This is a genomic window from Streptomyces apocyni (assembly GCF_009739465.1).
In the GTDB taxonomy this organism is placed as follows: domain Bacteria; phylum Actinomycetota; class Actinomycetes; order Streptomycetales; family Streptomycetaceae; genus Streptomyces; species Streptomyces apocyni.
This window is the reverse complement of record NZ_WHOM01000032.1, coordinates 56,654-81,417: the sequence shown is the minus strand read 5'-3', so window position 1 is coordinate 81,417 and position 24,764 is coordinate 56,654. Positions and strand designations below refer to the sequence as shown.

At 70.0% G+C, this 24,764-nt stretch carries 27 protein-coding genes and 1 pseudogene; 2 read left to right on the top strand and 26 right to left on the bottom strand.

Annotated features, from left to right (window positions below; all coding sequences use genetic code 11):
* Positions 1 to 579: XdhC family protein (locus GCN81_RS00570; RefSeq protein ID WP_197287426.1), on the top strand; the 579-nt coding region annotated here is incomplete at its 5' end.
* Positions 580 to 617: 38 nt separating this feature from the next.
* Here the strand turns inward: GCN81_RS00570 and GCN81_RS00565 are convergent.
* The 10 genes from GCN81_RS00565 to rpsB form a co-directional block, all read right to left on the bottom strand.
* Complete coding sequence (locus GCN81_RS00565; protein ID WP_156721389.1) at positions 618 to 1,409, bottom strand: maleylpyruvate isomerase family mycothiol-dependent enzyme; 792 nt, start codon at positions 1,407 to 1,409, stop codon at positions 618 to 620.
* A gap of 57 nt (positions 1,410 to 1,466) precedes the next feature.
* The gene (locus tag GCN81_RS00560; RefSeq protein WP_156721388.1) at positions 1,467 to 2,534 is read right to left on the bottom strand and encodes an ABC transporter ATP-binding protein; all 1,068 of its coding nucleotides are present in this window, start codon (positions 2,532 to 2,534) and stop codon (positions 1,467 to 1,469) included.
* Positions 2,534 to 4,141: an ABC transporter permease gene (locus GCN81_RS00555; RefSeq protein ID WP_156721395.1), complete on the bottom strand. Its 1,608-nt coding sequence runs from the start codon at positions 4,139 to 4,141 to the stop codon at positions 2,534 to 2,536. Before GCN81_RS00555 ends, GCN81_RS00560 begins: the two co-directional genes overlap by 1 nt.
* Positions 4,142 to 4,224: 83 nt before the next feature.
* The gene (locus GCN81_RS00550) at positions 4,225 to 5,316 is read right to left on the bottom strand and encodes a thiamine ABC transporter substrate-binding protein (protein WP_156721387.1); all 1,092 of its coding nucleotides are present in this window, start codon (positions 5,314 to 5,316) and stop codon (positions 4,225 to 4,227) included.
* A gap of 226 nt (positions 5,317 to 5,542) precedes the next feature.
* Complete coding sequence (rlmN, locus tag GCN81_RS00545; RefSeq protein WP_156721386.1) at positions 5,543 to 6,649, bottom strand: 23S rRNA (adenine(2503)-C(2))-methyltransferase RlmN; 1,107 nt, start codon at positions 6,647 to 6,649, stop codon at positions 5,543 to 5,545.
* A gap of 118 nt (positions 6,650 to 6,767) precedes the next feature.
* Positions 6,768 to 7,826: a phosphatidate cytidylyltransferase gene (locus tag GCN81_RS00540; RefSeq protein WP_156721385.1), complete on the bottom strand. Its 1,059-nt coding sequence runs from the start codon at positions 7,824 to 7,826 to the stop codon at positions 6,768 to 6,770.
* Positions 7,826 to 8,383, bottom strand: a complete 558-nt coding sequence (gene frr, locus GCN81_RS00535) for a ribosome recycling factor (protein ID WP_156721384.1) — start codon at positions 8,381 to 8,383, stop codon at positions 7,826 to 7,828. The genes GCN81_RS00540 and frr overlap by 1 nt, the downstream gene beginning before the upstream one ends.
* Positions 8,384 to 8,507: 124 nt before the next feature.
* The gene (pyrH, locus tag GCN81_RS00530; protein WP_156721383.1) at positions 8,508 to 9,272 is read right to left on the bottom strand and encodes a UMP kinase; all 765 of its coding nucleotides are present in this window, start codon (positions 9,270 to 9,272) and stop codon (positions 8,508 to 8,510) included.
* A 185-nt stretch (positions 9,273 to 9,457) separates the two neighbouring features.
* Positions 9,458 to 10,294 carry a translation elongation factor Ts gene (tsf, locus tag GCN81_RS00525; RefSeq protein ID WP_156721382.1) on the bottom strand — a complete coding sequence of 279 codons (837 nt, stop codon included), beginning with the start codon at positions 10,292 to 10,294 and terminating at the stop codon, positions 9,458 to 9,460.
* Positions 10,295 to 10,429: 135 nt separating this feature from the next.
* Entirely contained in the window at positions 10,430 to 11,350 is a 921-nt protein-coding gene (gene rpsB, locus GCN81_RS00520; protein WP_156721381.1) for a 30S ribosomal protein S2, read from the bottom strand.
* A 341-nt stretch (positions 11,351 to 11,691) separates the two neighbouring features.
* Here rpsB and GCN81_RS00515 point away from each other — a divergent pair.
* Positions 11,692 to 12,228, top strand: a pseudogene (locus GCN81_RS00515) (peptidoglycan DD-metalloendopeptidase family protein); the annotation flags it as partial.
* A 184-nt stretch (positions 12,229 to 12,412) separates the two neighbouring features.
* On the opposite strand, the gene GCN81_RS00510 reads toward GCN81_RS00515, so the two are convergent.
* From GCN81_RS00510 to rpsP, 16 genes are all read right to left on the bottom strand, one after another.
* A complete protein-coding gene (locus tag GCN81_RS00510) occupies positions 12,413 to 12,970 on the bottom strand; it encodes a TetR/AcrR family transcriptional regulator (protein WP_156721393.1) in 558 nt (185 codons plus the stop codon).
* A 98-nt stretch (positions 12,971 to 13,068) separates the two neighbouring features.
* Entirely contained in the window at positions 13,069 to 13,905 is an 837-nt protein-coding gene (gene whiG / locus GCN81_RS00505) for an RNA polymerase sigma factor WhiG (protein ID WP_156721380.1), read from the bottom strand.
* Between the two features lie 255 nt (positions 13,906 to 14,160).
* Positions 14,161 to 15,342 carry a DNA-processing protein DprA gene (gene dprA, locus GCN81_RS00500; protein WP_156721379.1) on the bottom strand — a complete coding sequence of 394 codons (1,182 nt, stop codon included), beginning with the start codon at positions 15,340 to 15,342 and terminating at the stop codon, positions 14,161 to 14,163.
* Positions 15,339 to 16,961 (bottom strand): YifB family Mg chelatase-like AAA ATPase, encoded by a 1,623-nt coding sequence (locus tag GCN81_RS00495; protein ID WP_156721378.1) that lies wholly within the window; start codon positions 16,959 to 16,961, stop codon positions 15,339 to 15,341. Before GCN81_RS00495 ends, dprA begins: the two co-directional genes overlap by 4 nt.
* A gap of 1 nt (position 16,962) precedes the next feature.
* Positions 16,963 to 17,340 (bottom strand): YraN family protein, encoded by a 378-nt coding sequence (locus GCN81_RS00490; RefSeq protein WP_156721377.1) that lies wholly within the window; start codon positions 17,338 to 17,340, stop codon positions 16,963 to 16,965.
* Between the two features lie 106 nt (positions 17,341 to 17,446).
* A complete protein-coding gene (locus GCN81_RS00485; RefSeq protein ID WP_055510545.1) occupies positions 17,447 to 17,755 on the bottom strand; it encodes a DUF2469 domain-containing protein in 309 nt (102 codons plus the stop codon).
* A gap of 55 nt (positions 17,756 to 17,810) precedes the next feature.
* Complete coding sequence (locus GCN81_RS00480) at positions 17,811 to 18,341, bottom strand: NUDIX hydrolase (RefSeq protein ID WP_156721376.1); 531 nt, start codon at positions 18,339 to 18,341, stop codon at positions 17,811 to 17,813.
* Positions 18,331 to 19,071 carry a signal peptidase I gene (lepB, locus tag GCN81_RS00475; RefSeq protein WP_156721375.1) on the bottom strand — a complete coding sequence of 247 codons (741 nt, stop codon included), beginning with the start codon at positions 19,069 to 19,071 and terminating at the stop codon, positions 18,331 to 18,333. Before lepB (GCN81_RS00475) ends, GCN81_RS00480 begins: the two co-directional genes overlap by 11 nt.
* Positions 19,072 to 19,128: 57 nt before the next feature.
* Positions 19,129 to 20,085, bottom strand: coding sequence for a signal peptidase I (gene lepB / locus GCN81_RS00470; protein WP_156721374.1), 957 nt, complete (start codon positions 20,083 to 20,085; stop codon positions 19,129 to 19,131).
* Positions 20,033 to 21,118 (bottom strand): signal peptidase I, encoded by a 1,086-nt coding sequence (gene lepB / locus GCN81_RS00465; RefSeq protein ID WP_156721373.1) that lies wholly within the window; start codon positions 21,116 to 21,118, stop codon positions 20,033 to 20,035. The genes lepB (GCN81_RS00470) and lepB (GCN81_RS00465) overlap by 53 nt, the downstream gene beginning before the upstream one ends.
* The gene (lepB, locus tag GCN81_RS00460; RefSeq protein WP_156721372.1) at positions 21,111 to 21,836 is read right to left on the bottom strand and encodes a signal peptidase I; all 726 of its coding nucleotides are present in this window, start codon (positions 21,834 to 21,836) and stop codon (positions 21,111 to 21,113) included. The genes lepB (GCN81_RS00465) and lepB (GCN81_RS00460) overlap by 8 nt, the downstream gene beginning before the upstream one ends.
* A gap of 70 nt (positions 21,837 to 21,906) precedes the next feature.
* Positions 21,907 to 22,257 (bottom strand): 50S ribosomal protein L19, encoded by a 351-nt coding sequence (gene rplS / locus GCN81_RS00455; protein WP_156721371.1) that lies wholly within the window; start codon positions 22,255 to 22,257, stop codon positions 21,907 to 21,909.
* 131 nt (positions 22,258 to 22,388) lie between these two features.
* Positions 22,389 to 23,210, bottom strand: coding sequence for a tRNA (guanosine(37)-N1)-methyltransferase TrmD (trmD, locus tag GCN81_RS00450; protein WP_156721370.1), 822 nt, complete (start codon positions 23,208 to 23,210; stop codon positions 22,389 to 22,391).
* Positions 23,210 to 23,836 (bottom strand): ribosome maturation factor RimM, encoded by a 627-nt coding sequence (gene rimM / locus GCN81_RS00445; RefSeq protein WP_156721369.1) that lies wholly within the window; start codon positions 23,834 to 23,836, stop codon positions 23,210 to 23,212. Before rimM ends, trmD begins: the two co-directional genes overlap by 1 nt.
* 93 nt (positions 23,837 to 23,929) lie before the next feature.
* A complete protein-coding gene (locus tag GCN81_RS00440) occupies positions 23,930 to 24,169 on the bottom strand; it encodes an RNA-binding protein (RefSeq protein WP_033321114.1) in 240 nt (79 codons plus the stop codon).
* A gap of 2 nt (positions 24,170 to 24,171) precedes the next feature.
* Positions 24,172 to 24,615, bottom strand: coding sequence for a 30S ribosomal protein S16 (rpsP, locus tag GCN81_RS00435; protein WP_156721368.1), 444 nt, complete (start codon positions 24,613 to 24,615; stop codon positions 24,172 to 24,174).
* Positions 24,616 to 24,764: the final 149 nt, after the last annotated feature.

The window sequence follows — 24,764 nt, the reverse complement described above, 5'->3', positions numbered from 1 at the left end:
GTGCCCGCGCCCCGGATGATCGTGTTCGGCGCGATCGACTTCGCGTCGGCGCTGGTACGGGTCGGCAAGTTCCTCGGCTACCACGTCACCGTCTGCGACGCCCGCCCGGTATTCGCCACCCGCACCCGCTTCCCCGAGGCGGACGACATCGTCGTGGAGTGGCCCCACAAGTTTCTGGAGCGTACGAGGGCGGAGGTCGACGGCCGCACGGTGCTGTGCGTCCTCACCCACGACGCCAAGTTCGACGTCCCGCTCATCAAACTCGCCCTCACCCTCCCGGTCGCCTACATCGGCGCCATGGGATCCCGCCGCACCCACGAAGACCGCAACCGCCGCCTGCGCGAAGTCGGCGTGAGTAACCTGGCGTTGACCCGCCTGCACTCCCCCATCGGCCTCGACCTGGGATCCCGTACGCCCGAGGAGACGGCCCTGTCCATCGCGGCGGAGATCGTCGCGGCCCGTCGCGGCGGCACCGGGGTCTCGCTGACCGGTGCGCATACGCCGATCCACCACGACGGCGACGAAACGGCACCCCCACCATCGGCCATGACCCAGGCGGTCCCACCCGCACGGCCTTAGAGCCCGTCCCTCAACCCGACAGCGGCTCTCGACTGCCTTCAGCCGAAGGTGGCCCGCTGTAGCCAGAAGTCAAGCAACTCCCGCTCCCCCAGCACCTCGACACGCTCGCTGTCCATCGGAAGCCGCCGGTAGAAGACCTGGAGCACATCGGTCAGCGGGCCGCGCAGCGCGACGGTCGCCTTCTCGTGCCCACGCCTCCAGCTGAAACCCTCATCGCCGAACTCGATCAACCACTCGGCGTTGAGCTCGGCCGCGGTGTCGGTGGCATGCAGATGGAGACTGCGGCCGCCGCCGCGCAGCTCCGCGGCGCTGTCGTCTGGTTCGGTGCGCTGGGCGAACCGTACGATCTCCAGCCACTCGTCGATCGCGTCGGCCGCTACCTCAGGGGCGAGCACGTACTCCGCGCCGACCGCGCCCGCCGCGTCCGCGCGGTGCACGACCGTCTCATGGGCCATCCGCCGCGCCCAGAACCCGCTGTTCCGCTCCCACGCCCAGGACCACACCTCGGCCTCGGGTCCCGCGTCGCGCAGCGCCTTGACCAGCCGCTCGGCGCCGTCCGCCAGCCAGGCGTCCAGGGCGGCGGGGTCGTCACCAACCGGCCCAGCTATCCCGGGTACCTGCTCCTCGGGGACGTCATCGGCCGCCCGCGTCCGTACCAGCAGCTCGGCCCACCGGTGGGCGCCGCCGACGTGCACGGCCAGGTCCCGCAGGGTCCAGTCCGGGCAGGTCGGCACGGTCACGGAGAGGTCCGCGCCGTCCAGGTGGCCTCTCAACAGCTCGGTCTGGCGAATGATTTCGTCGCAGAATCGGTCATGGTCCAGGAACGTCATGAGCGCACCCTATGGGCTGCCCGGCGGGTCACGACATCCGGTTTTCGCCGGGCCCGCTCAGCCGAGTACGACCACCTCGTCCGGATCGAAGACCACGCCGACCGCGTCGCCCACCGCGGGCGCGTCCCGCAGCCCGCAGGCCGCTTCGAGCCGAGGCGCGTCGGTGGGCTGAAGGTGCACGGCGACATGGGTGCCACGGAAGGTACGGGCCGCCACGCGGCAGCGCAGCCCCTCCTTCGCCGGTACGAGGCGGACGCCCGCGGGGCGCACCAGCAGGGTCTGCGCGCCCTGCGCCGAACCGTCGGGGACCGGCACCTTGCCCCAGGCGGTGTCCGCCACCTCACCGCTGACAGTCGCGTCGACCACGTTGTCGAATCCGAGGAAGCGGGCGACGAACGCGTCCGCCGGCCGCTGCCACACCTCGAGCGGAGATCCGGCCTGGGCGATGCGGCCCTCCCGCATCACGACGACCCGGTCGGCGAGCGCGAAGGCCTCGCCCTGATCGTGGGTGACGGCCAGCACGGTGGTGCCCAGTTCGTCGAAGAGTTCGCGGAGCTCGACGACCAGGCGCTCGCGGAGCGACCGGTCCAGCTGGCCGAGCGGCTCGTCCAGCATCAGCAGCCGGGGCCGTGGCGCCAGCGCTCTGGCCAGGGCGACGCGCTGCTGCTCGCCGCCGGAGAGCGAGGCGACAGCGCGGCGCCCGGCGCCGGGCAGTCCGACCAGCTCCAGCAACTCGCGTACCCGTAGCTCCCGCTGGTCGCGTGGCACGGCACGGGTCTGGAGGCCGAAGGCGACGTTGCGGCCGACGTCCCGTTGGGGGAAGAGCTGGTGGTCCTGGAACATCAGGCCGACGCCCCGCTGGTGGGCGGGGACCCGGGCCTGGTCGCGGCCTTCGAGCAGGACCCGTCCGCTGTCCAGCGGCTGGAGGCCCGCGACGGCGCGCAGCAGGGTGGACTTGCCGCTGCCGCTCGGTCCGAGTACGCAGACGATCTCGTGCTCGGCGACCTCCAGGTCGACGCCGTCGAGCGCGGGGCCGCCCGGGAAGCGGACGGTGGCCTCGGTGAGGCTGAGCAGGGCTGGCCCCCGCCCCGGCTCTGCCCCTGCCCCTGCATGTGCTGGCGTCATCAGAACTCCCCAGTCCGGTCGGTACGGATGCGTTCGAGCAGCAGCAACGAGACCGCGCACACCAGCATCAGCAGGGTCGAGAGGGCCATCGCCTGACCGTAGTTGAGCTCGCCCGCGCGGCCGAGCAGGGTGGCCACCGCGACCGGCAGCGTCGGGTTGTCGGACCGCGCGATGAACACCGTCGCGCCGAACTCGCCGAGCGACACCGCGAAGGCGAACCCCGCGGCGACCAGCAGGGCGCGCCGTACCAGCGGCAGGTCCACCTCACGCCACACCCGCCAGGGCGAGGCACCGAGCACGGCGGCGGCCTCGCGCAGCCGCACGTCCACCGCGCGCAGCACGGGCAGCATGGTGCGTACGACGAAGGGCACGCCGACCAGCGCCTGGGCGAGCGGCACCAGAATCCAGGAGGCCCGCAGATCCAGCGGCGGTTCGTCCAGCGCGATGAGGAAGCCGAAGCCGACGGTCACGGCGGAGACGCCGAGGGGCAGCATCAGCAGGGCGTCGAAGCCACGGACCAGGCGGCCCGCCCTGCGGGTGAGGGCGGTGGCGGCGAGACCGCCGATCACGACCGCGATGACGGTGGCGGCGAGCGCGTACTGGAGGGAGTTGCCGATCGCGTCGATCGGCGGTACCAGGAAAGCGCCGCCCTCCTGGGAGGTCAGCTCCCGGTAGTACGTGGTGGCGTAGCCGGTGGAGGTGTTGAAGGACCGCTCGACCAGCACACCGAGCGGCACCAGGATCAACAGGACGACTGTCAGCAGTACGCCGCCGAGCAGCGCCCACTGCCCGGCGCCGCGCGGCCTGCGCGCCGTGTGCGCCGCGTCCACCAGGCGCAGCGCGCTCTCCCTGCGCCGTACGGTCCAGGCGTGCACGGCGAGGATCGAGCCGACCGCGGCGAACTGCACCATGGTCAGCACGGCCGCCGTGTCCAGGGCGAGCAGCTGTGCGGTCTGGCGGTAGATCTCGACTTCCAGGGTGGAGAAGGCGGGGCCGCCGAGGATCTTCACGACGCCGAAGGACGTGAAGGTGAACAGGAACACCATCAGCGCGGCGGCCGCGACGGCGGGCCCGAGCGCGGGCAGGGTCACCTTCCGCCAGGCGGCGATCCGCGAGGCGCCGAGCATCCGGGCCGCCTCCTCCTGGCGCGGGTCGAGCTGCGACCAGAGTCCGCCGACGGTACGGACGACGACCGCGTAGTTGAAGAAGACATGGGCGAGCAGGATCGCCCAGACCGACGTGTCCAGACGCAGGCCCCACAGCTCGTCGAGCAGTCCGCCGCGGCCGAGTACCGCCAGGAAGGCGGAGCCGACGACGACCGTGGGCAGCACGAACGGCACCGTGACGACCGCCCTCAGCACCTGCTTGCCGGGAAAGGTGAAGCGCGCGAAGACATACGCGGCCGGGAGGGCGATGAGCAGGGTGAGCGCGGTCGAGGCCAGCGCCTGCCAGGTGGTGAACCACAGCACCCCGAGAATGCCGGGATCGCTCAGCACATCGGCGAAGCGGCCGAAGTGCCAGGCGCCGTCCGTCCGGAGACCCCGGCTGACGATCGCCGAGACCGGGTAGGCGAAGAAGACCGCGAAGAACGCGACGGGCAGGGCCATCAGGCCCAGCCGCGCCGCGCTCCCGCGCCAGCCGCGCTTCGTACGGTCGCCCGCCGAAGGGCCTGGCTGGCGCTCGGCCGCCGCTACTTCAGGACCAGCGACTGCCACGACTTGGTCCAGGCCTCACGGTTGTCGGCGATCTTCTGGGGGTCCATGGTCTGCGCGTCGTCGGCCTGCGCGCCGAACTCGGTGAACACCTCCGGCAGCTTGGCGTCCTTGACGACCGGGTTCACGAACATGTTCAGCGGCATGTCCTCCTGGAACTTCTTGGAGATCAGGAAGTCCAGCAGGGCCTTGCCGCCCGCCTCGTTCTTGGCTCCGCTGAGCAGTCCCGCGAACTCGGTCTGCTGGAAGCAGGTGCCGGTGGCGACGCCGGTCGGCGCCTCCTTCGGCTGCGGCTCGGCGAAGTGCACCTCGGCGGGCGGGCTGGAGGCGTACGAGACGACCAGCGGCCGGTCGCCGTTGGCCTGCTTGCCGCCCGCGGAGCCGGAGAACTCCTCGTTGTAGGCCTGGTCCCAGCCGTCAACGACCTTGACGCCGTTGGCGCTCAGCTTCTTCCAGTAGTCCTGCCAGCCGTCGTCGCCGTACTGGGCGGCGGTGCCGAGCAGGAAGCCGAGGCCGGGCGACGAGGTCGCGGCGTTCTCGGTGACCAGCAGGTTCTTGTACTCGGGCTTGATCAGGTCGTCGAAGGTGCTGGGCGGCGCCAGCTTCTTGTCGGCGAAGTACTTCTTGTCGTAGTTGACGCAGATCTCGCCGGTGTCGATGGGCGTGACCCGGTGCTCGTCCTGGTCGAGCTGGACCTCGTCGGGGACGCGGTCCAGGCCCTTGGCCTCGTACGGCGTGAAGAGGTCGTTGTCGAGCGCGAGGGACAGCAGGGTGTTGTCGACGCCGAAGAAGACATCGCCCTGCGGGTTGCCCTTGACCAGGACGGCCTTCTTGACCGCCTCGCCCGCGTCGCCGCTCTTGAGGATCTTGACCCGGTAGCCGGACTCCTTCTCGAACTCCTTGAGTACGTCCTTGGACACGGCGAAGGAGCTGTGGCTGACGAGGGTCACGGTCTTGGACCCGCTTCCGGACGAACCGGAGTCGCCGTCATCGCTCCCGCAGGCGGTGAGGGTGGCCAGGCCGAGTCCGGTGACCACGGCGAGCGCCGCGGCCTTCTTGATGGTGCTCACTGATTTCCTCCTGGGAGACCAGGAAGAGACGCGGCCCTGCCCGAGGCCTTGATCGGCCGCGGGCAGGGCGCAACAGCATGAGGTGATGACCGAACTTCCTACCCCGCATGACCGGGGCAAGGTTCAGAGGGTCTGCGGCCTGGACGGTTGCCGCACTCTCAGCGCTGTGGCGCTCCCCTGTCGGAATATGAAGATGTACGTGGCGTACGTGTGTACTGCGACCAGACTACCGTTCGGCAGCGGCGAGCTGACCGCACGCCCCGTCGATCTCCTGGCCGCGGGTGTCCCGTACGGTGACCGGCACGCCGTGCGCGGCGATCGCCTCGACGAAGGCCTTCTCGTCCTCCGGCCGCGATGCCGTCCACTTGGACCCCGGCGTGGGGTTCAGCGGAATCAGGTTCACATGCACCCGCTTGCCCTTGAGCAGGCGGCCGAGCCGGTCACCACGCCAGGCCTGGTCGTTGATGTCGCGGATCAGCGCGTACTCGATGGAGATGCGGCGTCCCGACTTGTCGGCGTACTCCCAGGCCGCGTCGAGTACCTCGCGTACCTGCCAGCGTGTGTTGACCGGTACGAGGGTGTCGCGCAGTTCGTCGTCGGGTGCGTGCAGCGAGACGGCGAGACGGCACTTGAGGCCCTCGTCGGCCAGGCGCAGCATCGCCGGGACGAGCCCGACCGTGGAGACGGTGATGCCGCGCTGGGTGATGCCGAGGCCGTCCGGCTCGGGGTCGGTCAGGCGGCGGATGGCGCCGACGACACGGTTGTAGTTGGCGAGCGGCTCGCCCATCCCCATGAAGACGATGTTCGACAGCCGGGCGGGCCCGCCGGGGACCTCGCCGTCCCGCAGCGCCCGCATGCCGTCCACGATCTGGTGCACGATCTCGGCGGTGGACAGGTTGCGGTCCAGGCCCGCCTGCCCGGTGGCGCAGAACGGGCAGTTCATCCCGCACCCGGCCTGCGAGGAGATGCACATCGTGACCCGGTCCGGGTACCGCATCAGCACGGACTCGACGAGCGTGCCGTCGTGCATCTTCCACAGCGTCTTACGGGTGGTGTCGTTGTCACAGCTGATGTGCCGCACCACCGACATCAGGTCGGGCAGCAGCGCTTCCTGGAGCCGTTCCCGGGAGGCGGCGGGGATGTCGGTCCACTCGGCCGGGTCGTGCGCGTACCGCGCGAAGTAGTGCTGCGAAAGCTGCTTGGCGCGAAACGGCTTCTCGCCAACGGCGACGACGGCGTCCTTGCGCTCGGCGGGCGTGAGGTCGGCGAGGTGCCGCGGGGGCTTCTTGGCTCCGCGGGGCGCGACGAAAGTGAGTTCTCCGGGCTTGGGCATGGTTCATCCAGTGTCGCAGATGTACGAAGCGGGGCCCGCCGTCCTGTGGACAACGGGCCCCGCTTCGTATACGCGCAGGTCAGAAGCTCACATCAAGAGCTCACACCTAGAGCTCACATCAGGAGCCTACGAAGACCACCAGCAGCAGCCACACCACCGGAGCCGTCGGCAGCAACGAGTCCAGGCGGTCCATGATGCCGCCGTGGCCGGGCAGCAGGGTCCCCATGTCCTTGATGCCGAGGTCCCGCTTGATCATCGACTCCCCGAGGTCGCCGAGCGTCGCACTGACCGCGACCGCGAACCCGAGCAGCAGCCCCTGCCACCAGGTCCCGTCGTCGATCAGGAACTGCATGCACAGCGCACCGGCCACCATCGCGAAGGAGACCGCTCCAAGCAGCCCCTCACGCGTCTTGCCGGGGCTGATGCGCGGGGCCAGCTTGTGCTTGCCGAAGCGCCAGCCGACCGCGTACGCACCGGTGTCGCTGACCACGGTGAGCAGCAGGAAGGTGAGCACCCGCTGCGGACCGTCGCCGGCGGTGAGCAGCAGGGCCACGAAGGTGGCCAGGAACGGCACGTAGAACGCGGCGAAGACACCGGCCGTGACGTCCCTGAGATAGCCCTCAGGCGGCTCGGTCATGCGCCAGACCAGCACCGCGAGCGCGGTCAGCGCCATCGCCACCCAGGCGCCCTCGGGACCGCGGACGTATCCGGCCACGACCATGGCCGCGCCACCGACCGCGAGCGGCACCAGCGGGGCCTTGATCTCCTTGCGCTCCGCGAGGCGTGAGGTGAGCTCCCAGAGCCCGACCACGACGGCGATCACTATGACGCCGACGAAGACGGCCTTCACGATGAACAGCGACGCGGCGATCACCACGCCGAGGCCGACCCCGACCCCTATCGCCGCGCGCAGGTCACGGCCCGCGCGCTTCTTCCGTGGGGCCTTGTGGGGCCCTGCGGACGGCTGGGGCGCGGGCTCTTGCGGTGACGGGGTGCGGCGCGAGGGCTCTGGGTCACCGGCGTCGGGGACCTCGGGCACGATGGGCATGGGCCGAGTCTGCTGCGCCGGGGCCTCATCGTAGGCGGGACCCGCCGACGCGGACCCCTGGACAGGCCCCGGCTCCGGCGGTCGCCAGTGGTCGGCCTGCGCCGGAGCCCCCCAGGAAGAGTCGTTCATCAGACCTCGAGCAGCTCGGATTCCTTGTGCTTGAGCAGCTCGTCCACCTGCGCGACGTACTTCGCGGTGGTGTCGTCGAGCTCCTTCTCGGCACGGCGGCCCTCGTCCTCGCCGACCTCGCCGTCCTTGACGGCCTTGTCGATGGCCTCCTTGGCCTTGCGACGGACGGAGCGGATCGAGATCTTGGAGTCCTCGGCCTTGGACTTGGCGACCTTGATGTAGTCCCGGCGGCGCTCCTCGGTGAGCTCGGGGAAGTTCACCCGGATGATGTTTCCGTCATTGCTCGGGTTGACGCCCAGGTCCGAGTCGCGGATCGCCTGCTCGATGTTGCGCAGCGCGGTCTTGTCGAACGGGGTCACCACCGCCATCCGCGGCTCGGGTACCGAGAACGACGCCAGCTGGTTGATCGGCGTCAGCGCGCCGTAGTAGTCAGCCACGATCTTGTTGAACATCGCCGGGTGCGCACGACCGGTACGGATCGCGGCGAAGTCCTCCTTGGCGACCACGACGGCCTTCTCCATCTTCTCCTCGGCCTCGAGGAGGGTCTCTTCGATCACCACTTGCTCCTGCGTATCTTGAGTGGGCCCGGCTTGCCCGGGGCGGTCGGCTGCGTCGCGTCTCTTTCCCTGCACGGTGTCCGACCGGCAGGGCTTTGTCTATCCCTCGGGGAGGTCCCCCGGATCAGGCCCGGGTGCCCTGGTCGCTCACGAGCGTGCCGATCTTCTCACCCTTGACCGCGCGGGCGATATTGCCCGCGGCCAGCAGCTCGAAGACGAGGATGGGCAGCTTGTTGTCGCGGCACAGGGTGATGGCGGTCATGTCGGCGACCTTCAGGTCGCGGGTGATGACCTCGCCGTATCCGAGTGCGTCGAACTTGACGGCGTCGGGGTTGGTCTTGGGGTCGGAGTCGTAGACCCCGTCGACGCCGTTCTTGCCCATCAGCATCGCCTCGGCGTTGATCTCCAGGGCGCGCTGGGCGGCGGTGGTGTCGGTGGAGAAGTACGGCATGCCCATACCGGCGCCGAAGATCACGACGCGGCCCTTCTCCAGGTGCCGTACGGCGCGCAGCGGGATGTACGGCTCCGCGACCTGCCCCATGGTGATGGCGGTCTGGACGCGGGAGTCGATGCCCTCCTTCTCCAGGAAGTCCTGGAGGGCCAGGCAGTTCATCACGGTGCCGAGCATGCCCATGTAGTCGGAGCGCGCCCGGTCCATGCCGCGCTGCTGCAGTTCGGCGCCCCGGAAGAAGTTGCCGCCGCCGAGGACGACCGCGATCTGCGCTCCGTCACGGACGACGGAGGCGATCTCGCGGGCGATGGCGTGCACCACGTCCGGGTCGACACCCAGGCCGCCGCCACCAGCGAACGCCTCGCCGGAGAGCTTCAGGAGATAGCGGCCGGTCCTTTTGCCGTCGCCGCTGGTGTCGGACGTGGTCGACTGGGTCATGGGGATCTCCTAGTGGTGCACATACAAAGAGGCCATTGCCGGTGGGATCTCAATAGTCCCTCAGCGGCAATGGCCTCCTCGTCAGATCTGCGGTCGTCCGGCGCGTACGAGGGTCCGTACGGGACGTCGTCGCCGAACGGCTGCTGTAGACCCTAGCGGGGTCTACAGCCGATCGCGGTACGGACTCAGATGCCGACCTTGATGCGCGAGAAGCGCTTCAGGGTGAGTCCGGCCTCGTCCAGAACCTTCTGGACGGTCTTCTTGTTGTCGAGCGCGTACGGCTGGCCGAGGAGGGTGGCCTCCTTGAAGAAGCCGTTGACGCGACCCTCGACGATCTTCGGCAGCGCGGCCTCGGGCTTGCCCTCGGCGCGGGTGGTCTCCTCGGCGACGCGGCGCTCGGCCTCGACGACCTCGGCCGGGACGTCCTCGCGGGAGAGGTACTTCGGCGCGAAGGCGGCGATGTGCTGAGCGATGCCCTTGGCGACCTCGGCGTCGGCCTTGTCGAGCTCGACGAGGACACCGATCTGCGGGGGCAGGTCGGGCATCGTGCGGTGCATGTACGCCGAGACGTAGCCACCGGAGAACTGGGCGAAGCGGTCCAGGACGATCTTCTCGCCCAGGGTCGCGTTGGCCTCGTCGACGTACGCCTGGACGGTCTTGCCGGGCTCGATCTCGGAGGCGAGCAGCGCCTCCAGGTCGGCCGGGTTGGTCTTGGCGACGTGCGCGGCGAGGGAGTTCGCCACGGCCTGGAACTTGTCGCCCTTGGCGACGAAGTCCGTCTCGCACTTCAGCTCGACGATGACACCGGAGGTGTTGTCGTCGGCGATGAGGGAGACCACGGCGCCGTTCTCGGCGGAGCGGCCCTCGCGCTTGGCGACGCCCTTCTGGCCCTTGATGCGCAGGGCCTCGACGGCCTTGTCCACGCTGCCGTCGGCCTCGTCCAGCGCCTTCTTGCAGTCCATCATGCCGGCGCCGGTGAGCTCGCGGAGCTTCTTGACGTCAGCGGCGGTGTAGTTCGCCATGATTCTCGGAATTCTCTCTCGAAGCGAAGTCTGAAGATCTACGGGTGGACAGATCTACGGGTGGACGGCGGGGGCCATGGCCCCCGCCGTCAACTACCGAATCTGTGACCGGTTCCCCGGGATTTTCTGGGGAGGTCAGGCCTGCTCGGCGGTGTCCGCGGCCGGAGCCTCGGCAGCGGCGTCCGCGGCCGGAGCCTCAACGGCGGCCTCGGCCGGCTTCTCAGCCTCGGCGGCCGGGGCCTCGGCGGGCTTGTCGGCGTCAGCCTTCTCGGCGTCGGCCTTCTTCTCGCCCTCGAGCAGGTCACGCTCCCACTCGGCCAGCGGCTCGCCGGCGGCCTTCTCGCCCTTGCCCTCGCCAGCGCCACCGGAGCGGGCGATGAGGCCCTCCGCGACGGCGTCGGCGATCACGCGGGTGAGCAGGGTGACGGAGCGGATCGCGTCGTCGTTGCCCGGGATCTTGTAGTCGACCTCGTCGGGGTCGCAGTTGGTGTCGAGGATGGCGACGACCGGGATGTTGAGCTTCCGGGCCTCACCAACCGCGATGTGCTCCTTCTTGGTGTCCACGATCCAGACGGCGCTGGGCACCTTCTGCATCTCGCGGATACCACCGAGGGTCTTCTCCAGCTTGGCCTTCTCGCGGGAGAGGACCAGGAGCTCCTTCTTGGTGAGGCCGGAAGCGGCCACATCCTCGAAGTCGATCTGCTCGAGCTCCTTCAGGCGCTGCAGGCGCTTGTAGACGGTCGAGAAGTTGGTCAGCATGCCGCCGAGCCAGCGCTGGTTCACGTAGGGCATGCCCACGCGAGTGGCCTGCTCGGCGATGGCCTCCTGGGCCTGCTTCTTCGTGCCGACGAACATGACCGTGCCGCCGTGGGCGACGGTCTCCTTGACGAACTCGTAGGCGCGGTCGATGTACGACAGCGACTGGAGCAGGTCGATGATGTAGATGCCGTTGCGCTCCGTGAAGATGAAGCGCTTCATCTTCGGGTTCCAACGACGGGTCTGGTGACCGAAGTGGACGCCGCTTTCCAGCAGCTCCCGCATCGTGACGACGGCCATGGCCGTACTCCTTGTTTTTGCTCGGTTATGTCCTGACACCCCAGCGCGCGCCGTGCCACATATGGGCGTGAGCCGCATACGGGACCGAGGGGCGCTGACGCCGATACTCAGGAGATCGACGTCGGGGCGTGCGAAGTCGACCCGGTGACCCGGATCGCCACAAGAAGTGTACGGGACCCGCGAGGTACCGGGTGACGCCGATGTCCACAACCGGTCGGTAGTCCACAGATCCGCTCCATGATCAGCGCGGATCGGCTCGGTGGTGCCACGGTGCGGGGATGAAACGGATCAACGATGCGTGGGCCGTGCGTCTCGTGCGGATCGTGCGGCTTGTGCGGCGCATGCGGCTTGTGCGGCTCGTACTGCTGGTGCTGTGCGCGCTGGTCCCGGCCGGGGCCGCGGCGGCTGCGCCGGCGGAGGGTGCAGGCGGGACCGTACGGGGCGAGCGCGTGTGGCCGGTCGGGGAGCGGCCTCCGGTGCTGCGTGGGTGGGAGCCGCCCGCCTCGGCCTACGGACCCGGGCACCGGGGGGTGGATCTCGCGGCGGCCGCTGGAGCGCCGGTGCGGGCGGTGGCGGCCGGGCGGGTGTCGTACGCGGGCCGGGTCGCTGGGCGCGGGGTGCTGTCGATCGAGCTCGCGGGTACGGGAGAGCCGCCCCTGCGTACGACGTACGAGCCGGTCCGCGCGACGGTCGCCAAGGGGGACGAGGTCGGCGCGGGCGACGTGGTCGGCGTCCTGGAGCCCGGGCCCGCGCACTGCGCGCCGACCTGTCTGCACTGGGGTCTGCGACGCGCCGACCGCTACCTCGACCCGCTCTCGCTGCTGCCACCGCGGGGCCCGTCGCGACTGCTGCCCGTGTTCGGGGTACCGGAACCGGCGACGGGCCGGGCGGCGGCCCGTATGACCCCTGCCATGCCGCCCCTACGCGCGGGCCCGGGCCACCACGCCCTCCAGGCGGTACTCCTCACGGTCACAGCCGCCTGGACCCACCACACCCTGCGCACCGCTACGGGGCGCCTGACACGTAACCGGTCCAGGGTGCGGCCCTGGAACCACGTGCCCCCTAGCCGCGAACGCCGCGGAGGGCCATGGATACCGCCGCGTCCGTGATGGCGGACGGGTCCTCCGCCGCGCCGAGCTCGATGCGGCGTACCGCCGCGTCCACGACGCCCTGGAGGAGCATCGCCGCCATCCGGGGCTGTTCCTGCCCCAGCGCCTGCAGCGCCTCGACGATCATGGCGACCAGACCGCCGTGCGCGGCGCGGATCTTGTCGCGGGCGCCGGCGTCCAGCTCGCTTGAGGAGATCGCGACCACCGCGCGGTGCCGCTGGTCGCCCACCAGGGCGAGCTGGGCGCGCACATACGCCTCGACCTTGCCCTCCGGCGAGTCCGCCCGCTCCATCGCCGTCTCGACCTCGGCTGCCCACACCGGGAAGTCGACCTCGCAGAGCTCTTCCACCACCGCCGCACGGGAGCGGAAGTACTCATAGACGGAGGACCGGGCCAGGCCCGTGCGCTCGGCGAGCGCGGGGAACGTCAGCGCGTCCGTACCGCCCTCGGACAGCAGGGAACGCGCGGCGTCCAGGAGGGCGCCGCGCTGCATCGACCGGTGCTCGGCCACAGAGGCCGCTCGAATCCTTGGCACGCTCCCACTGTACGGAGCCGACACCGCTGCCGGGGGCTGACCAGCGATTCAGCAGCCCCTGAGGCAGGACCGATTCAGCGTCCGAAGCTGGCCAGTTTGGCTCTGAGCTGGAGCACTGACTTGGTGTGGATCTGGCTGACCCGGCTCTCGGTGACGCCGAGGACATGGCCGATCTCGGCGAGCGTGAGCCCCTCGTAGTAGTAGAGGGTGACCACGGTCTTCTCGCGCTCCGGCAGGGTGTTGATCGACCGTGCGAGGAGTCTGCGGAGTTCACGGCCCTCGGCGACCTCCACGGGGTTGTCCGCGGAGGTGTCCTCCAGCGTGTCCATCAGGCTCAGCCGGTCGCCGCCCTCACCGCCGACATGCAGCAGCTCCTCCAGGGCCACCACGTTGGCCAGCGACAACTGACTGAAGACCGTGTGCAGTTCCTCCAGCCCGATGCCCATCTCGGCGGCGACCTCGCCTTCGGACGGAGAGCGTCGCAGCTGCGCCTCGAGCGTGGCGTAGGCGCGTTCGACGTTCCGCGCCTTCTGCCGCACCGACCGGGGAATCCAGTCCAGGGCCCGCAGTTCGTCGATCATCGCTCCGCGGATGCGGGTGATCGCGTACGTCTCGAACTTGATCTCTCGCTCGATGTCGAACTTCTCGATGGCGTCGATCAGTCCGAACACCCCGGACGAGACGAAGTCCGCCTGCTCGACGTTGGACGGCAGCCCCACGCTCACCCGGCCCGCGACGTATTTCACCAGTGGTGAGTAGTGCAGGATCAGCTGCTCGCGCAGCCGCTCGTCACCCGTCGACTTGTACGAGCGCCACAGCTCGTCGAGCGACGAGGGTGCGGGCGGGCGCACGCTGCCGCGGGCAGCTGGCGGAACAGCCGCCCGGTCAGACCCGGAGGTGTGCTGGGGCATTCGTCGCCTTGAGTCGTCCTGCTGTGAACTGGGAAAAACGGGGTGCGGTCGTGGTGCGGAGTCGGGAGTCTTGCGAGCGTAGCGTGACTGGAGCGTCGCAGTCTGCGAAGGGTAGGGGATCTGGCATGGGCAGATACGTTCAGCCGGTCGGCCCACCGTGCGGCTGCTCTCACCAGCCACGGCGGCCGAAAGACGTCTGATCCCGGAATCTGCCAAGGTCATCAGGGATCATCCGGACGGTGGAACGGCTTCGGCTCACTCCCTTTCATTCGACGAAAAGACAGTCTGTGTCGTCTGGCGTGTCAACTTCCAGCTGTCGCCATGTCGTTCGACAAACCCCAGGGACTGGAGTTCGTACAGCCTGCCGACCGCGTCGTCCGGCGTGGTCGCCGCCCCGCGGGCGACGTCCGCCGCGGACATCGCTCCCCTGGCGGGCAGCGCGGCGAGCACCCGGGCGGCCCTCGGCCCGAGCAGATCCCTGGGCACCACGGGACCGCGCCGCTCCGGGGCGAGGTCACCGATGGCCCCGACCAGCTCCGTGACCTCGGCGGCGCTGGTGACCAGCACAGCCTCACCGCGCAGGAGTTGATGCACGCCGCCGGACAGCGCGCTGGTGGCCGGGCCTGGTACCCCTATCGTGTACCGGCCCAGGGACTGCGCCCTGCGCGCCGTCACCAGTGCCCCGCTGCGGTACGCGGCCTCGACGACGACCGTGCCGCGGGTGAGCGCGGCGATGACGCGGTTGCGCTGGATGAAGCGGTACGCGGTGGGGTGGTCGCCCGGGGGTAACTCTCCGACCAGCAGTCCTTGTTGGGCGATCCGGTCGAGCAGTCTGTGGTGCCCGCGCGGATAGGGGACGTCAACACCGCTGGCCAGCACCGCCACCGTGGCCCCACCCACGCCGAGCACCCCCCGATGCCCGGCGCCGTCCACGCCGTACGCCCCGCCGGACACCACGACCCAGCCGCGCTCCGCGAGTCCCGCGCCGAGCCGCGCAGCTATCTGCGCCCCGTACTCAGTGCAGGCGCGGGAGCCCACGACGGCCACCGACCGCAGTGCCCACAGCCGCAGCGAGGCCCGCCCTCTGACCCAGAGGCCGACCGGCCGCGCGCACCCCAGGTCATCCAACTGTCCGGGCCATTCGCTGTCCCCCGGGCACACGAACCGCGCACCCGCCGCGCCCGCGGTCTCCAGATCCCGCTCCGGTCGCGCCGCGAGGGCGCGCGCACGTAGCCCCTCCTGACGTGCGGAGGTCACGCGTGGAACCAGCTCGGCCCCCTCCCTGAGGCGCTCTATGAGCCCCCGCGCGCCATACGAGCGCAGCCACGCGCCGCCTACCTCGTCACCCGGTTCCAGCACCCGGGTCAGCGCCGCCCTGGCCACCCGCTCCCCGCTCGCGACCTGCCCCGCACCGGGCGCCGCCTCCGTCCCCGTCATCCCCCGCCTCCGATCGCCATCGGCACTCCGCGGGAGACGCCCGTGCGGAGTTGCAGCGCCAGCATCACGTCGTGCTCGTCCGGCCGGGCGTGCTGGGCCAGGTCGGCGATCGTCCACGCGACCCGTAGCACCCGGTCCAGGCCGCGCGCGCTCAGCAGCCCCCGCTCCAGGTCCCGCTCGGCCTCAGCGAGTGCGCCGGGGCCGGTCTGCCAGCGGGTCCGCAGCTCGTGCCCGGGCACTTCGCTGTTGGTCCGCCAGGGTGTGCCGGTCAGCCGGGCCGCGGCCCGCTCCCTGGCCTCCCGCACCCGGTGCGCCACGGTCTCGGTGGATTCGCCCTGCCCCACCAGACCGCTGAGCTCCGAGCGAGTGACCGGGTCAACCGCGACCTTGAGATCCACCCGATCGAGCAGCGGCCCGGACAGCCTGGCCTGGTACCGACGGATCACGAAGGGCGGACAGTCACACGCATCGCCCACCAGCGTGTATCTGCCGCACGGGCAGGGATTGGCCGCCAGGACCATCAGAAACCTCGCCGGAAGCCGGACCACGCCCGCGGCCCGCGCGACGACGACGTGCCCGGCCTCCAGGGGCTGCCTGAGCGCGTCCAGCGCCTTGGCACCAAACTCCGGCGCCTCATCAAGAAACAACACGCCTCGGTGCGCGAGCGAGACCGCCCCAGGGCGCGGCAGGCCGTTCCCACCGCCGACCAGCGACTGCATCGTCGCGGAGTGGTGCGGAGCGCAGAACGGCGGGGTCTCGACCAGTGGCCGTCCCGGGGGCAGTATGCCGGCCACCGAGTGGACGGCGGTCACCTCCAGGGACTCCTGCCGGGTCAGTGGCGGCATGACGGTCGGCATCCGTTCCACGAGCATCGTCTTGCCCGCGCCGGGCGGTCCGGACAGGAAGAGGTGATGTCCGCCGGCCGCGGCGACCTCGATCGCCGCCCTGGCGGGGCCCTGACCCACCACGTCGGCGAGGTCCAGCTGATGCTCACGGTCCCCCGCGTAGACGCCGAGGCCCGCGCCCACCCCGGCGCCCGGCACACTCAGTCCGGCCAGCGACGGATCAGGGCGCCCCATTTCGTCGGGCTCCTCCTCGGGTACCGGCTCGTCCGTCAGCACCGCGATGAGCTGCCGAAGGCTCCGTACGCCCAGGACCGAGACCCCGGGCACCAGCGACGCCTCGGCCGCCGTGCGCTCCGGGACGACCACCTTGACGTACCCGGCCTCGGCCGCCGCCAGCACCGCGGGGAGCACCCCCGGCACCGGCCGCACCCGGCCGTCCAGGCCCAGCTCGCCGATCATGACGATGTCGACCAGCACCCGTGGGTCGATCCGCTCGGCCGCGCCAAGCGTCGCGCAGGCGACAGCGAGATCGAAGCCACTGCCCGCCTTGGGGACGGCGGCGGGGCTGAGCCCGACGGTGAGCTTCTTCTGTGGCCATTCGGCGTCGGAATTGACGATGGCGGCGCGCACCCGGTCCCGGCTCTCGGTCAGGCTCTTGTCCGGTAAGCCGACCAGCGTGAACGCCGCCACGCCCGGCTCCAGATCCGCCTGCACCTCGACCACGACGCCCTCGACGCCCACCAGTGCCACCGAGCAGGTGCGTGCGAAGCCCATCTCAGGCCACCCCCCGCGCGTGTTCGACCACGGGGGCCCCGCGACGCGGCAGCAGCACGCCGACCAGATCGATCCGTACCCCACCGGGTGGCGGTCCGCCGTGCCGCGCCAGCCAGCGCTCGGCCAGAGCGCGCAGGCGGTCTGCCTTCACCGGGGTGACGGCCGCCATGGGATGTTCGAAGGGACGCCGCTCGACGGGTCCCGCTCTTCGGGTCTTGACCTCGCAGATGACCAGCACATCGCGGTCCAGCGCGACGATGTCGATCTCGCCGCCCCGGCCACTGCGCCAGTTGCGGGCCAGGACGGTCATTCCGGCCTCGGCCAGCCGCCGGGCGGCGAGCTGCTCGCCGTACTTGCCCAGTGCCTTCTGTGCGTTCACGCGGCACCACCTCCGGCACCGAATGTGACGCATTTCCGCACGGCGAGTTGATCTTGGTGGACAACCCGTCAGTTGTGGATAACTCCGTCACCCTCCCGGGTGGAGATCAGCTGCTCGGCAGCTCAAGGTCACTCTTGTTGAGCTCCTCGATGTTCACGTCCTTGAACGTCAGCACCCGGACCTGCTTCACGAACCTGGCCGGCCGGTACATGTCCCAGACCCATGCGTCGGCCATGGAGACCTCGAAAAAGACCTCACCCTGTACCGAGTGCACCTGCATCTCGTAGTCATTGGTGAGGTAGAAGCGCCGCTCGGTTTCGATCACGTATTTGAACAGACCGACGACGTCCCGGTACTCCCGGTAGAGCTTGAGCTCCATCTCGGTCTCGTACTTCTCGAGGTCCTCGGCGCTCATGGCATGTTCCCCTTCAGCCGTGCGTCCCCCTATTGTGCGCCAGCCCCGGGCGGCCCTAGACGATTTCGGTGTCAAGGACCACGGGACTGCTCGGAGGACCCTCGTCGAACAGCGTGCGGAGCAGCTCGGCGAGCCTGGTCGGGTACACCGTCTCATGGCCGGACGCGAGTTCCCGCCACGTCCACCACCGCAGTCCGGCGACACTGCGCCGCTCCAGCTCGGTGAGCCCGCCGCCGACGGTCGCGACCGGCGCGTTCTGTGCCGTACGTGCCAGGAAGTACCACTCGTCCTGGTCCCAGCGGCGCCCGGCGAACGGAAAGGAGCACCTCCGCCGCCAGAGCACCGGCCCGAGCTCGACATCCGTGATGCCGGTCTCCTCGGCGAGCTCCCGCAGCGCGGCCGCTTCCCGGCTCTCGTCGCCCTCGAGGCCACCGCCCGGCGTGAACCACCAGTCGTCGGCGGTATCCCCCGGCTCGTGCCCGTGCAACAGCAGAATGCGGTCCTGCGGGTCGAGCAGCACCACCCGGGCCACCTTTCGCGGCGCCTGGGCGGGCTCCCGGGGTTCCTCCTTGGGCTCAACGGGCATGCGAGGACGCCGCCCGCCGCCGCCTGCCGAAGAACCCCGCCACCGGCCCGTACGCGGCTCCGCCCAAGATCAGCACCGCCCCGGCCAGCACCGCGACCAGGACAAGGCGCAGCGGCCCGGGCTGGGAGACCGCACCGATCTCGGCGAAGCCGGTGGGCGGCTCCAGCATCCCCTCGTTCGGCCAGGCGACCGCGTCGACCCTGGCCGCCACCGCGCCGCGCGGTACGGAACCCTTCATGGCGTCTTCCAGGCGGGCGCTGGAGTCCATCGAGTTGGCGCGCTCGTCGCCGAGCAGGAAGAGCCGTCCCTCGGGGACCGTGGTCAGCGGAATACCCCCGGCCGCCGAAGCCTCCGAGCCCGCCCGCAGATACGGTTCCTCGATGGCTTTGCCGTTCACGGTCAGCTGTCCGCCCGCGTCACAGCAGGCGACCGTGTCACCCCCGACGCCGACCACGCGCTTGACCATCGGCAGCGGGCCCCAGCTCTGCTCGTGGAACACCACGACGTCCCCACGGCGCACCTCGCTGCCGTCTATCCGCTGGGCCAGCACCCGGTCGCCGTTCTTGATCGTCGGGGACATCGAGTCACTCGGCACGCTGTACGGCTCGTACAGGAGCGCGCCCCAGAGGAAGCCGCCGAGGAAGAGGAAACAGCCGAGGGCCACAGCGACCGACGACAGCACACTGCCCAGCCGACGGCGGCCCTCGCCCGTACGTCCCGCTCTGCTCATCCCGTCCCATCCCGCGTATCGCCCGCGCCGGGTCGACCGGCGAACTGGGACGGCACCCTACCCGGCGGTGCTGCCGCCAGAAAGCCTCCGCCTGCGCCACAGCACCAACGGCACCGCGCCCGCGAGCCCCAGCGCCCCAGGCGCCGCTGCCGCCACGGTGTGCACCGCCGCACCACCAGCACCCGCGGCGTTGATGCCGGACTGCTCGAAGGTGTCCGGCACCGGCAGGGTGTCCCAGCGGTTGATCGGCCAGGCCTTCACGAACGCGCGCCCGACGACGTTGTCGACGGGGACGAAGCCGCCACCCGGGTCCTGCCGGTGGTAGCGCGAGTCGCTGGAGTTCTGACGGTTGTCACCCATGACCCAGAGCTTGCCTTCGGGCACCGTGACCTTGAACGTACCGCCGTCATTGATGTCGGTGCAGGGCGTGCCCATGGTGACGTACGACTTCTCCTCCAGCGCCTTGCCATTGACGGTCAGCGGCCCGGTGCCCTTGCACTCCACGGTGTCACCGGCGACCCCGATGACCCGCTTGATCAGGTCCTTGTCCTCGGCCGACGGCATCAGACCGATAAAGCTCAGGACCCGCTGAAACGCGTTCGGATCGGGGGTCGGCTCGCCCTGGAGCCAGTTCCCCGGATCGCGGAAGACCACGACCTCGCCGCGATCGGGCTCCGCGCCGAACCACGGGGTCAGCTTGTCGACCAGCACCCGGTCGCCGCGCTCCAGGGTGTTCTGCATGGAGTCCGACGGGATGGAGAAGGCCTGCACCAGGAAGGTCTTGATCAGCAGAGCGAGGACCAGCGCGATGCCGATGAGCAGCGGCAGCTCCTTCCAGAAGGAGCGCTGCTTCTTGGGCCCGGGCTTCGCGGGTTCAGCGGCGCCACCGCCGCCGCGCTCGCTCTCGGCGCCGTCTCGGTCTCCGCCCGCGTCCCCGGAACCGCCGCTCGTCACTTCGCGTTCATCCTCGGGTTCGTCGTGTCCTGATCGTGCGCCGACGGCCAAATCCCCCACATCCACTCCTCATTCCATGCCACTGCCTGTCCCATGCGCGACGCAGGCCTACCACTCCCATAACGAGCGGGAGTTCCGCAGGAGTCGGGAGGGGGATTTTCGTGGTCAATTCATCGGGAGCCACCCTATGCGACGCGCCGACGGCCGCGGCCGACTCGCCACGCGCGGACGCGGACGCGGCGTCGGCCCCAGCCCCAGCCCCAGCCCCAGTCGCAGTCGCGTCCGGAGCCGAGGACGCCGGCACCGAGGCATAGGTCCCGCGCGACTCAAGGGTGCGCCAGTTGCCGACGGGCCAGGCGATGACCTTCGCCGTACCGACGACACCGCCCTCGGAGACCGTGCCGTTGAAGGCCTCGTCGAGGTGGAAACGGGAGTCCGCGGAGTTGTCCCGATGGTCACCGAGGACGAAGAGACGGCCCTGCGGCACCGTCACGTCGAAGGCGCGGGGCTCCTCGTTCTGTTTGAGGTACGGCTCGTTGAGCGCGACGCCGTTGACCGTGACCCGGCCGCCTTCATCGCAGCACGTGACCCGGTCACCGCCCACACCCACGACCCGCTTGATCAGATCTTGTTCATCGTCGGACGGCAGCAGTCCGATGAACGTCAGGGCCTGCTTCACCTGCTTGACGACGACGGGGTCGTCCTCACGCTGCTGCTGCGGGTCAGCTTCGAGCCAGTTCCCCGGGTCCCTGAAGACGACCACGTCACCGCGCTGCGGCTTGGCGCCGAAGAACGGGGTCAGCTTGTCGACGATCACCCGGTCGCCGATATTGATCGTCTGCTCCATCGACCCGGAGGGAATCACGAAGGCCTGGACCAGGAAGGTCTTCAGGACCAGGGCGATCAGCACCGCGACACCGACGAGCAGAGGTATCTCCCGCAGCGCGGAGCGGCGTCGGCGCCGTTTCACCTTACGGGCCAGCTTCCGGCGCTCGGCCCTTCCCGGCGGTACGGGGCCGCTCGTCCGCCGCGTACCGGTGGGCAGCCGGGTGTCGATGTCCGGGTTGGTCCGCGGGCGTCCACGGCTACCCATGCGCGCCGTCCGGCGCTGGCACCCGCTCAAAGGTCCGGGGGCGGTCCAGGGACGTCCAGCGGCTGAAGGGCCAGCCGATCCAGTCGGCTCTGCCGATCACCGTGTCGACGGGCACCATGCCGCCGCCCGGCTTGCCGAGACGGTCGCGCGAGTCGCTGGAGTTGGCGCGGTGGTCGCCCAGGACGAACAGGGTGCCCTGCGGTACGACGACTTCGAACCGTACGGACGACGGCTCGTCTCTCGGGTAGAGGTACTCCGTCTCGTCCACCGGCTCGCCGTTCACCTTGAGGCTCCCCTCCTCGCCGCAGCAGACCACCCGGTCGCCGCCGACACCCACCACACGCTTGACGTAGTCAGAGTCACCGAAGGCGTCCGTGCCGTCGAAGACCACGACATCACCCCGCTGGGGCTCGGAACCGAAACGGTACGCCAACTTGTTGACCAGCACGCGGTCCCCGGACCACAGCGTGGGCTCCATGGAACTGCTGGGAATCTGGAACGGCTGCACCACAAAGCTGAAGAGCAGCAGGAAGGCCCCACACAGGGCACCGACCCCGGCGGCCGCGCGCCAGGACAGCCACGGCCCAGGCCTACGTCGGGAGATCCGGCACGACAGGTGCCGTGAAACGCGCACGGAGCGCGACCCCTCTCCGTCCTCCGCGCTGTCGGCGGGTTCCAGAGAGCGATCGCGCTCCGTGTGCTGTGCTTCGCTGTCCATCGGGGCTTGAGCCTATCCGGCCGCCCCGACGGGCCTATTGCCTGCCCGGCGGACAGGCCCTAGCGCGAGATCAGTTCTCGCGCTTCTCCTTGATCTTCGCGGCCTTGCCGCGCAGGTCACGGAGGTAGTACAGCTTGGCGCGACGGACGTCACCCTTGGTGACGAGCTCGATCTTCTCGACGATCGGGGTGTGCACCGGGAAGGTGCGCTCGACGCCAACGGAGAACGAGACCTTGCGGACCGTGAAGGTCTCACGGACACCGGCGCCCTGGCGACGGATGACTACGCCCTTGAACTGCTGCACACGGGAGCGGTTGCCCTCGATGACGCGGACGTGCACGTTGACCGTGTCGCCCGGGCGGAAGGAGGGGATGTCGGTCCGCAGCGACGCGGCATCGACGGTGTCGAGCAGGTGAGCCATGATCGTCTACTTCCTCACTGATGCCACAGGTCATCAGCGGAATCATTGTGATGAGTTTCGGGGTGCTGACCACATCGGGCGGGCGTCGTTCCCCCTGTGGCAGGGGCGCACGCTGGACGTACAGCAGCGGCCTATTCTTCCACGTCCTGGACCTTGCGCCAAAATCGACCACCGGGCTCGGGGGCCCAGCCCAGGATGGACAGCATCTCGCGGTCCTTCTTGTCGAAGTCGGCCGCGGCGCAACGCTCCAGCAGGTCAGGTCTGTTGAGCGCGGTACGGCGCAGCGCCTCGTCCCGGCGCCAGCGGGCGATCTTTCCGTGGTGACCGCTGAGCAGAACGTCCGGAATGCCCCGGCCGCGCCACTCGGGCGGCTTGGTGTACACCGGCCCTTCGAGCAGATTGGCCATCGCACCGGGCGCGAAGGAGTCGTCGCGGTGGGACGCGGCGTTGCCGAGTACGCCCGGCAGCAGCCGGGCCACCGCCTCGGTGATCACCAGCACCGCGGCCTCGCCACCGGCCAGGACATAGTCGCCGATGGACACTTCGTAGACCGGCATCCGGGCCGCGTACTCGTCCATGACCCGGCGGTCGATGCCCTCGTAGCGCGCGGGGGTGAAGACCAGCCAGGGGCGCTCGGAGAGTTCGACCGCGAGCTCCTGGGTGAAGGGGCGGCCGCTGGGGGTCGGCACGACGAGGACCGGCCCGCCGTCGCCCGCCTCGTAGCCGTCGGCCAGCAGCGAGTCGAGCGCGTCGCCCCAGGGCTCGGTCTTCATGACCATGCCGGGGCCACCCCCGTAGGGAGTGTCGTCGACCGTGTTGTGCCGGTCGTACGTCCACTGCCGCAGGTCGTGTACGTGGACGTCGAGCTGCCCACGCGCGCGTGCCTTGCCGACCAGGGACACGTTCAGGGGTTCGAGGTACTCGGGAAAGATCGTGACGACGTCGAGGCGCATCAGTCCTGGCCCTCCGAAGCGTCGCGCCCCGATGACTCCTCGGAGGCGGATGACTCCTCGGAGGTGGGTGACCCCTCGCGCGCCGATGGCTCCTCGCGCGCCGAAGCGATCTCCGCCCGGTCGTCGATCAGCCCGGGCGGCGGGTCGATCACGGCCTGCTGCTTCTCCAGGTCGATCCCGGTCACGATCGCCTCGACGAAGGGGATCATCACCTCGCTGCCGTCCGGCCGCTCGACGATGAACAGATCCTGCGAGGCCAGGTGCGAGATCTCGGTGATCCGGCCGACCTCGGTGCCGTCGGCGAGCACCACGTCCAGGTCCATCAGCTGGTGGTCGTAGTACTCGTCCGGGCCTTCGGGCTGCTCGTCGGGGTCGACGTCCGCGATCAGCAGGGTGTTACGGAGCGCCTCCGCGGCGGTGCGGTCACGGACGCCCGCGAAGCGCAGCAGCAGGCGGCCGCTGTGCACCCGGCCGGTTTCGATGGTCAGCGGCCCGGTGGCGGCCGGGTCCGTGGCCAGTACGGCACCGGGCGCGAGCCGCAGCTCCGGCTCGTCGGTGCGTACCTCTACGGTGACCTCGCCCTTGATGCCGTGGGCGCGGCCGATCCGCGCGACTACCAGCTGCACTTGCGTTCTCTCCTGTCAGAGCCTGCTCTCCTACGACGTCGGGCCGGGGACGGCTCGAAAGCCCTCCCCGGCCCGAGCCGGTGCTGCGATGGTTCAGCGAACCTGGTCGACGTCGACGAGGTCGACGCGGACACCGCGGCCGCCGATAGCGCCCACGACGGTGCGCAGAGCGCGCGCGGTGCGGCCGTTACGGCCGATCACCTTGCCGAGGTCGTCGGGGTGCACCCGAACCTCGAGCACGCGCCCACGGCGCAGATCGCGCGAGGCGACCTGCACATCGTCGGGGTTGTCGACGATGCCCTTCACGAGGTGCTCGAGAGCCTCCTCGAGCATGCTCAGGCCTCGGTCGACTCAGCGGCGGAAGCCGACGCGTCCGCCTTCTCGGCGTCGTCCGCCTTCTTGTCGGCCTTCTTCGCCTTCTGGGTGATGGCCTCACCCTTGGGCTCGTCGGCGACGGCGACCGCGTCGAAGGTCGGACGCTCGGCCTTCGGCGCCGGCTGGAGCAGCGGCGGCGGGGCCGGGAGACCCTTGTGGGCCTGCCAGTCGCCGGTGAGCTTCAGGATGGCCATGACCGGCTCGGTCGGCTGGGCGCCGACCGACAGCCAGTACTGGGCACGCTCGGAGTCGACCTCGATGCGCGAGGGGTTCTGCACCGGGTGGTACAGGCCGATCTCCTCGATGGCCCGGCCGTCACGGCGGGTACGGGAGTCGGCGACGATGATGCGGTAGTGAGGCGCACGGATCTTGCCCAGACGCTTCAGCTTGATCTTGACTGCCACTGGAGTGGTGTCTCCTGGTCTTGACGTGGTAGGGCACAACGAGATGCCGCGTGGGGTTGCGGTACCCGAGTGCCCGATGGACGCGTCAGCCGGAGGATGAGAGGGTTCCTATGCGGCTGTCGAGTACAGCTAGCCATTGTGCCATACGT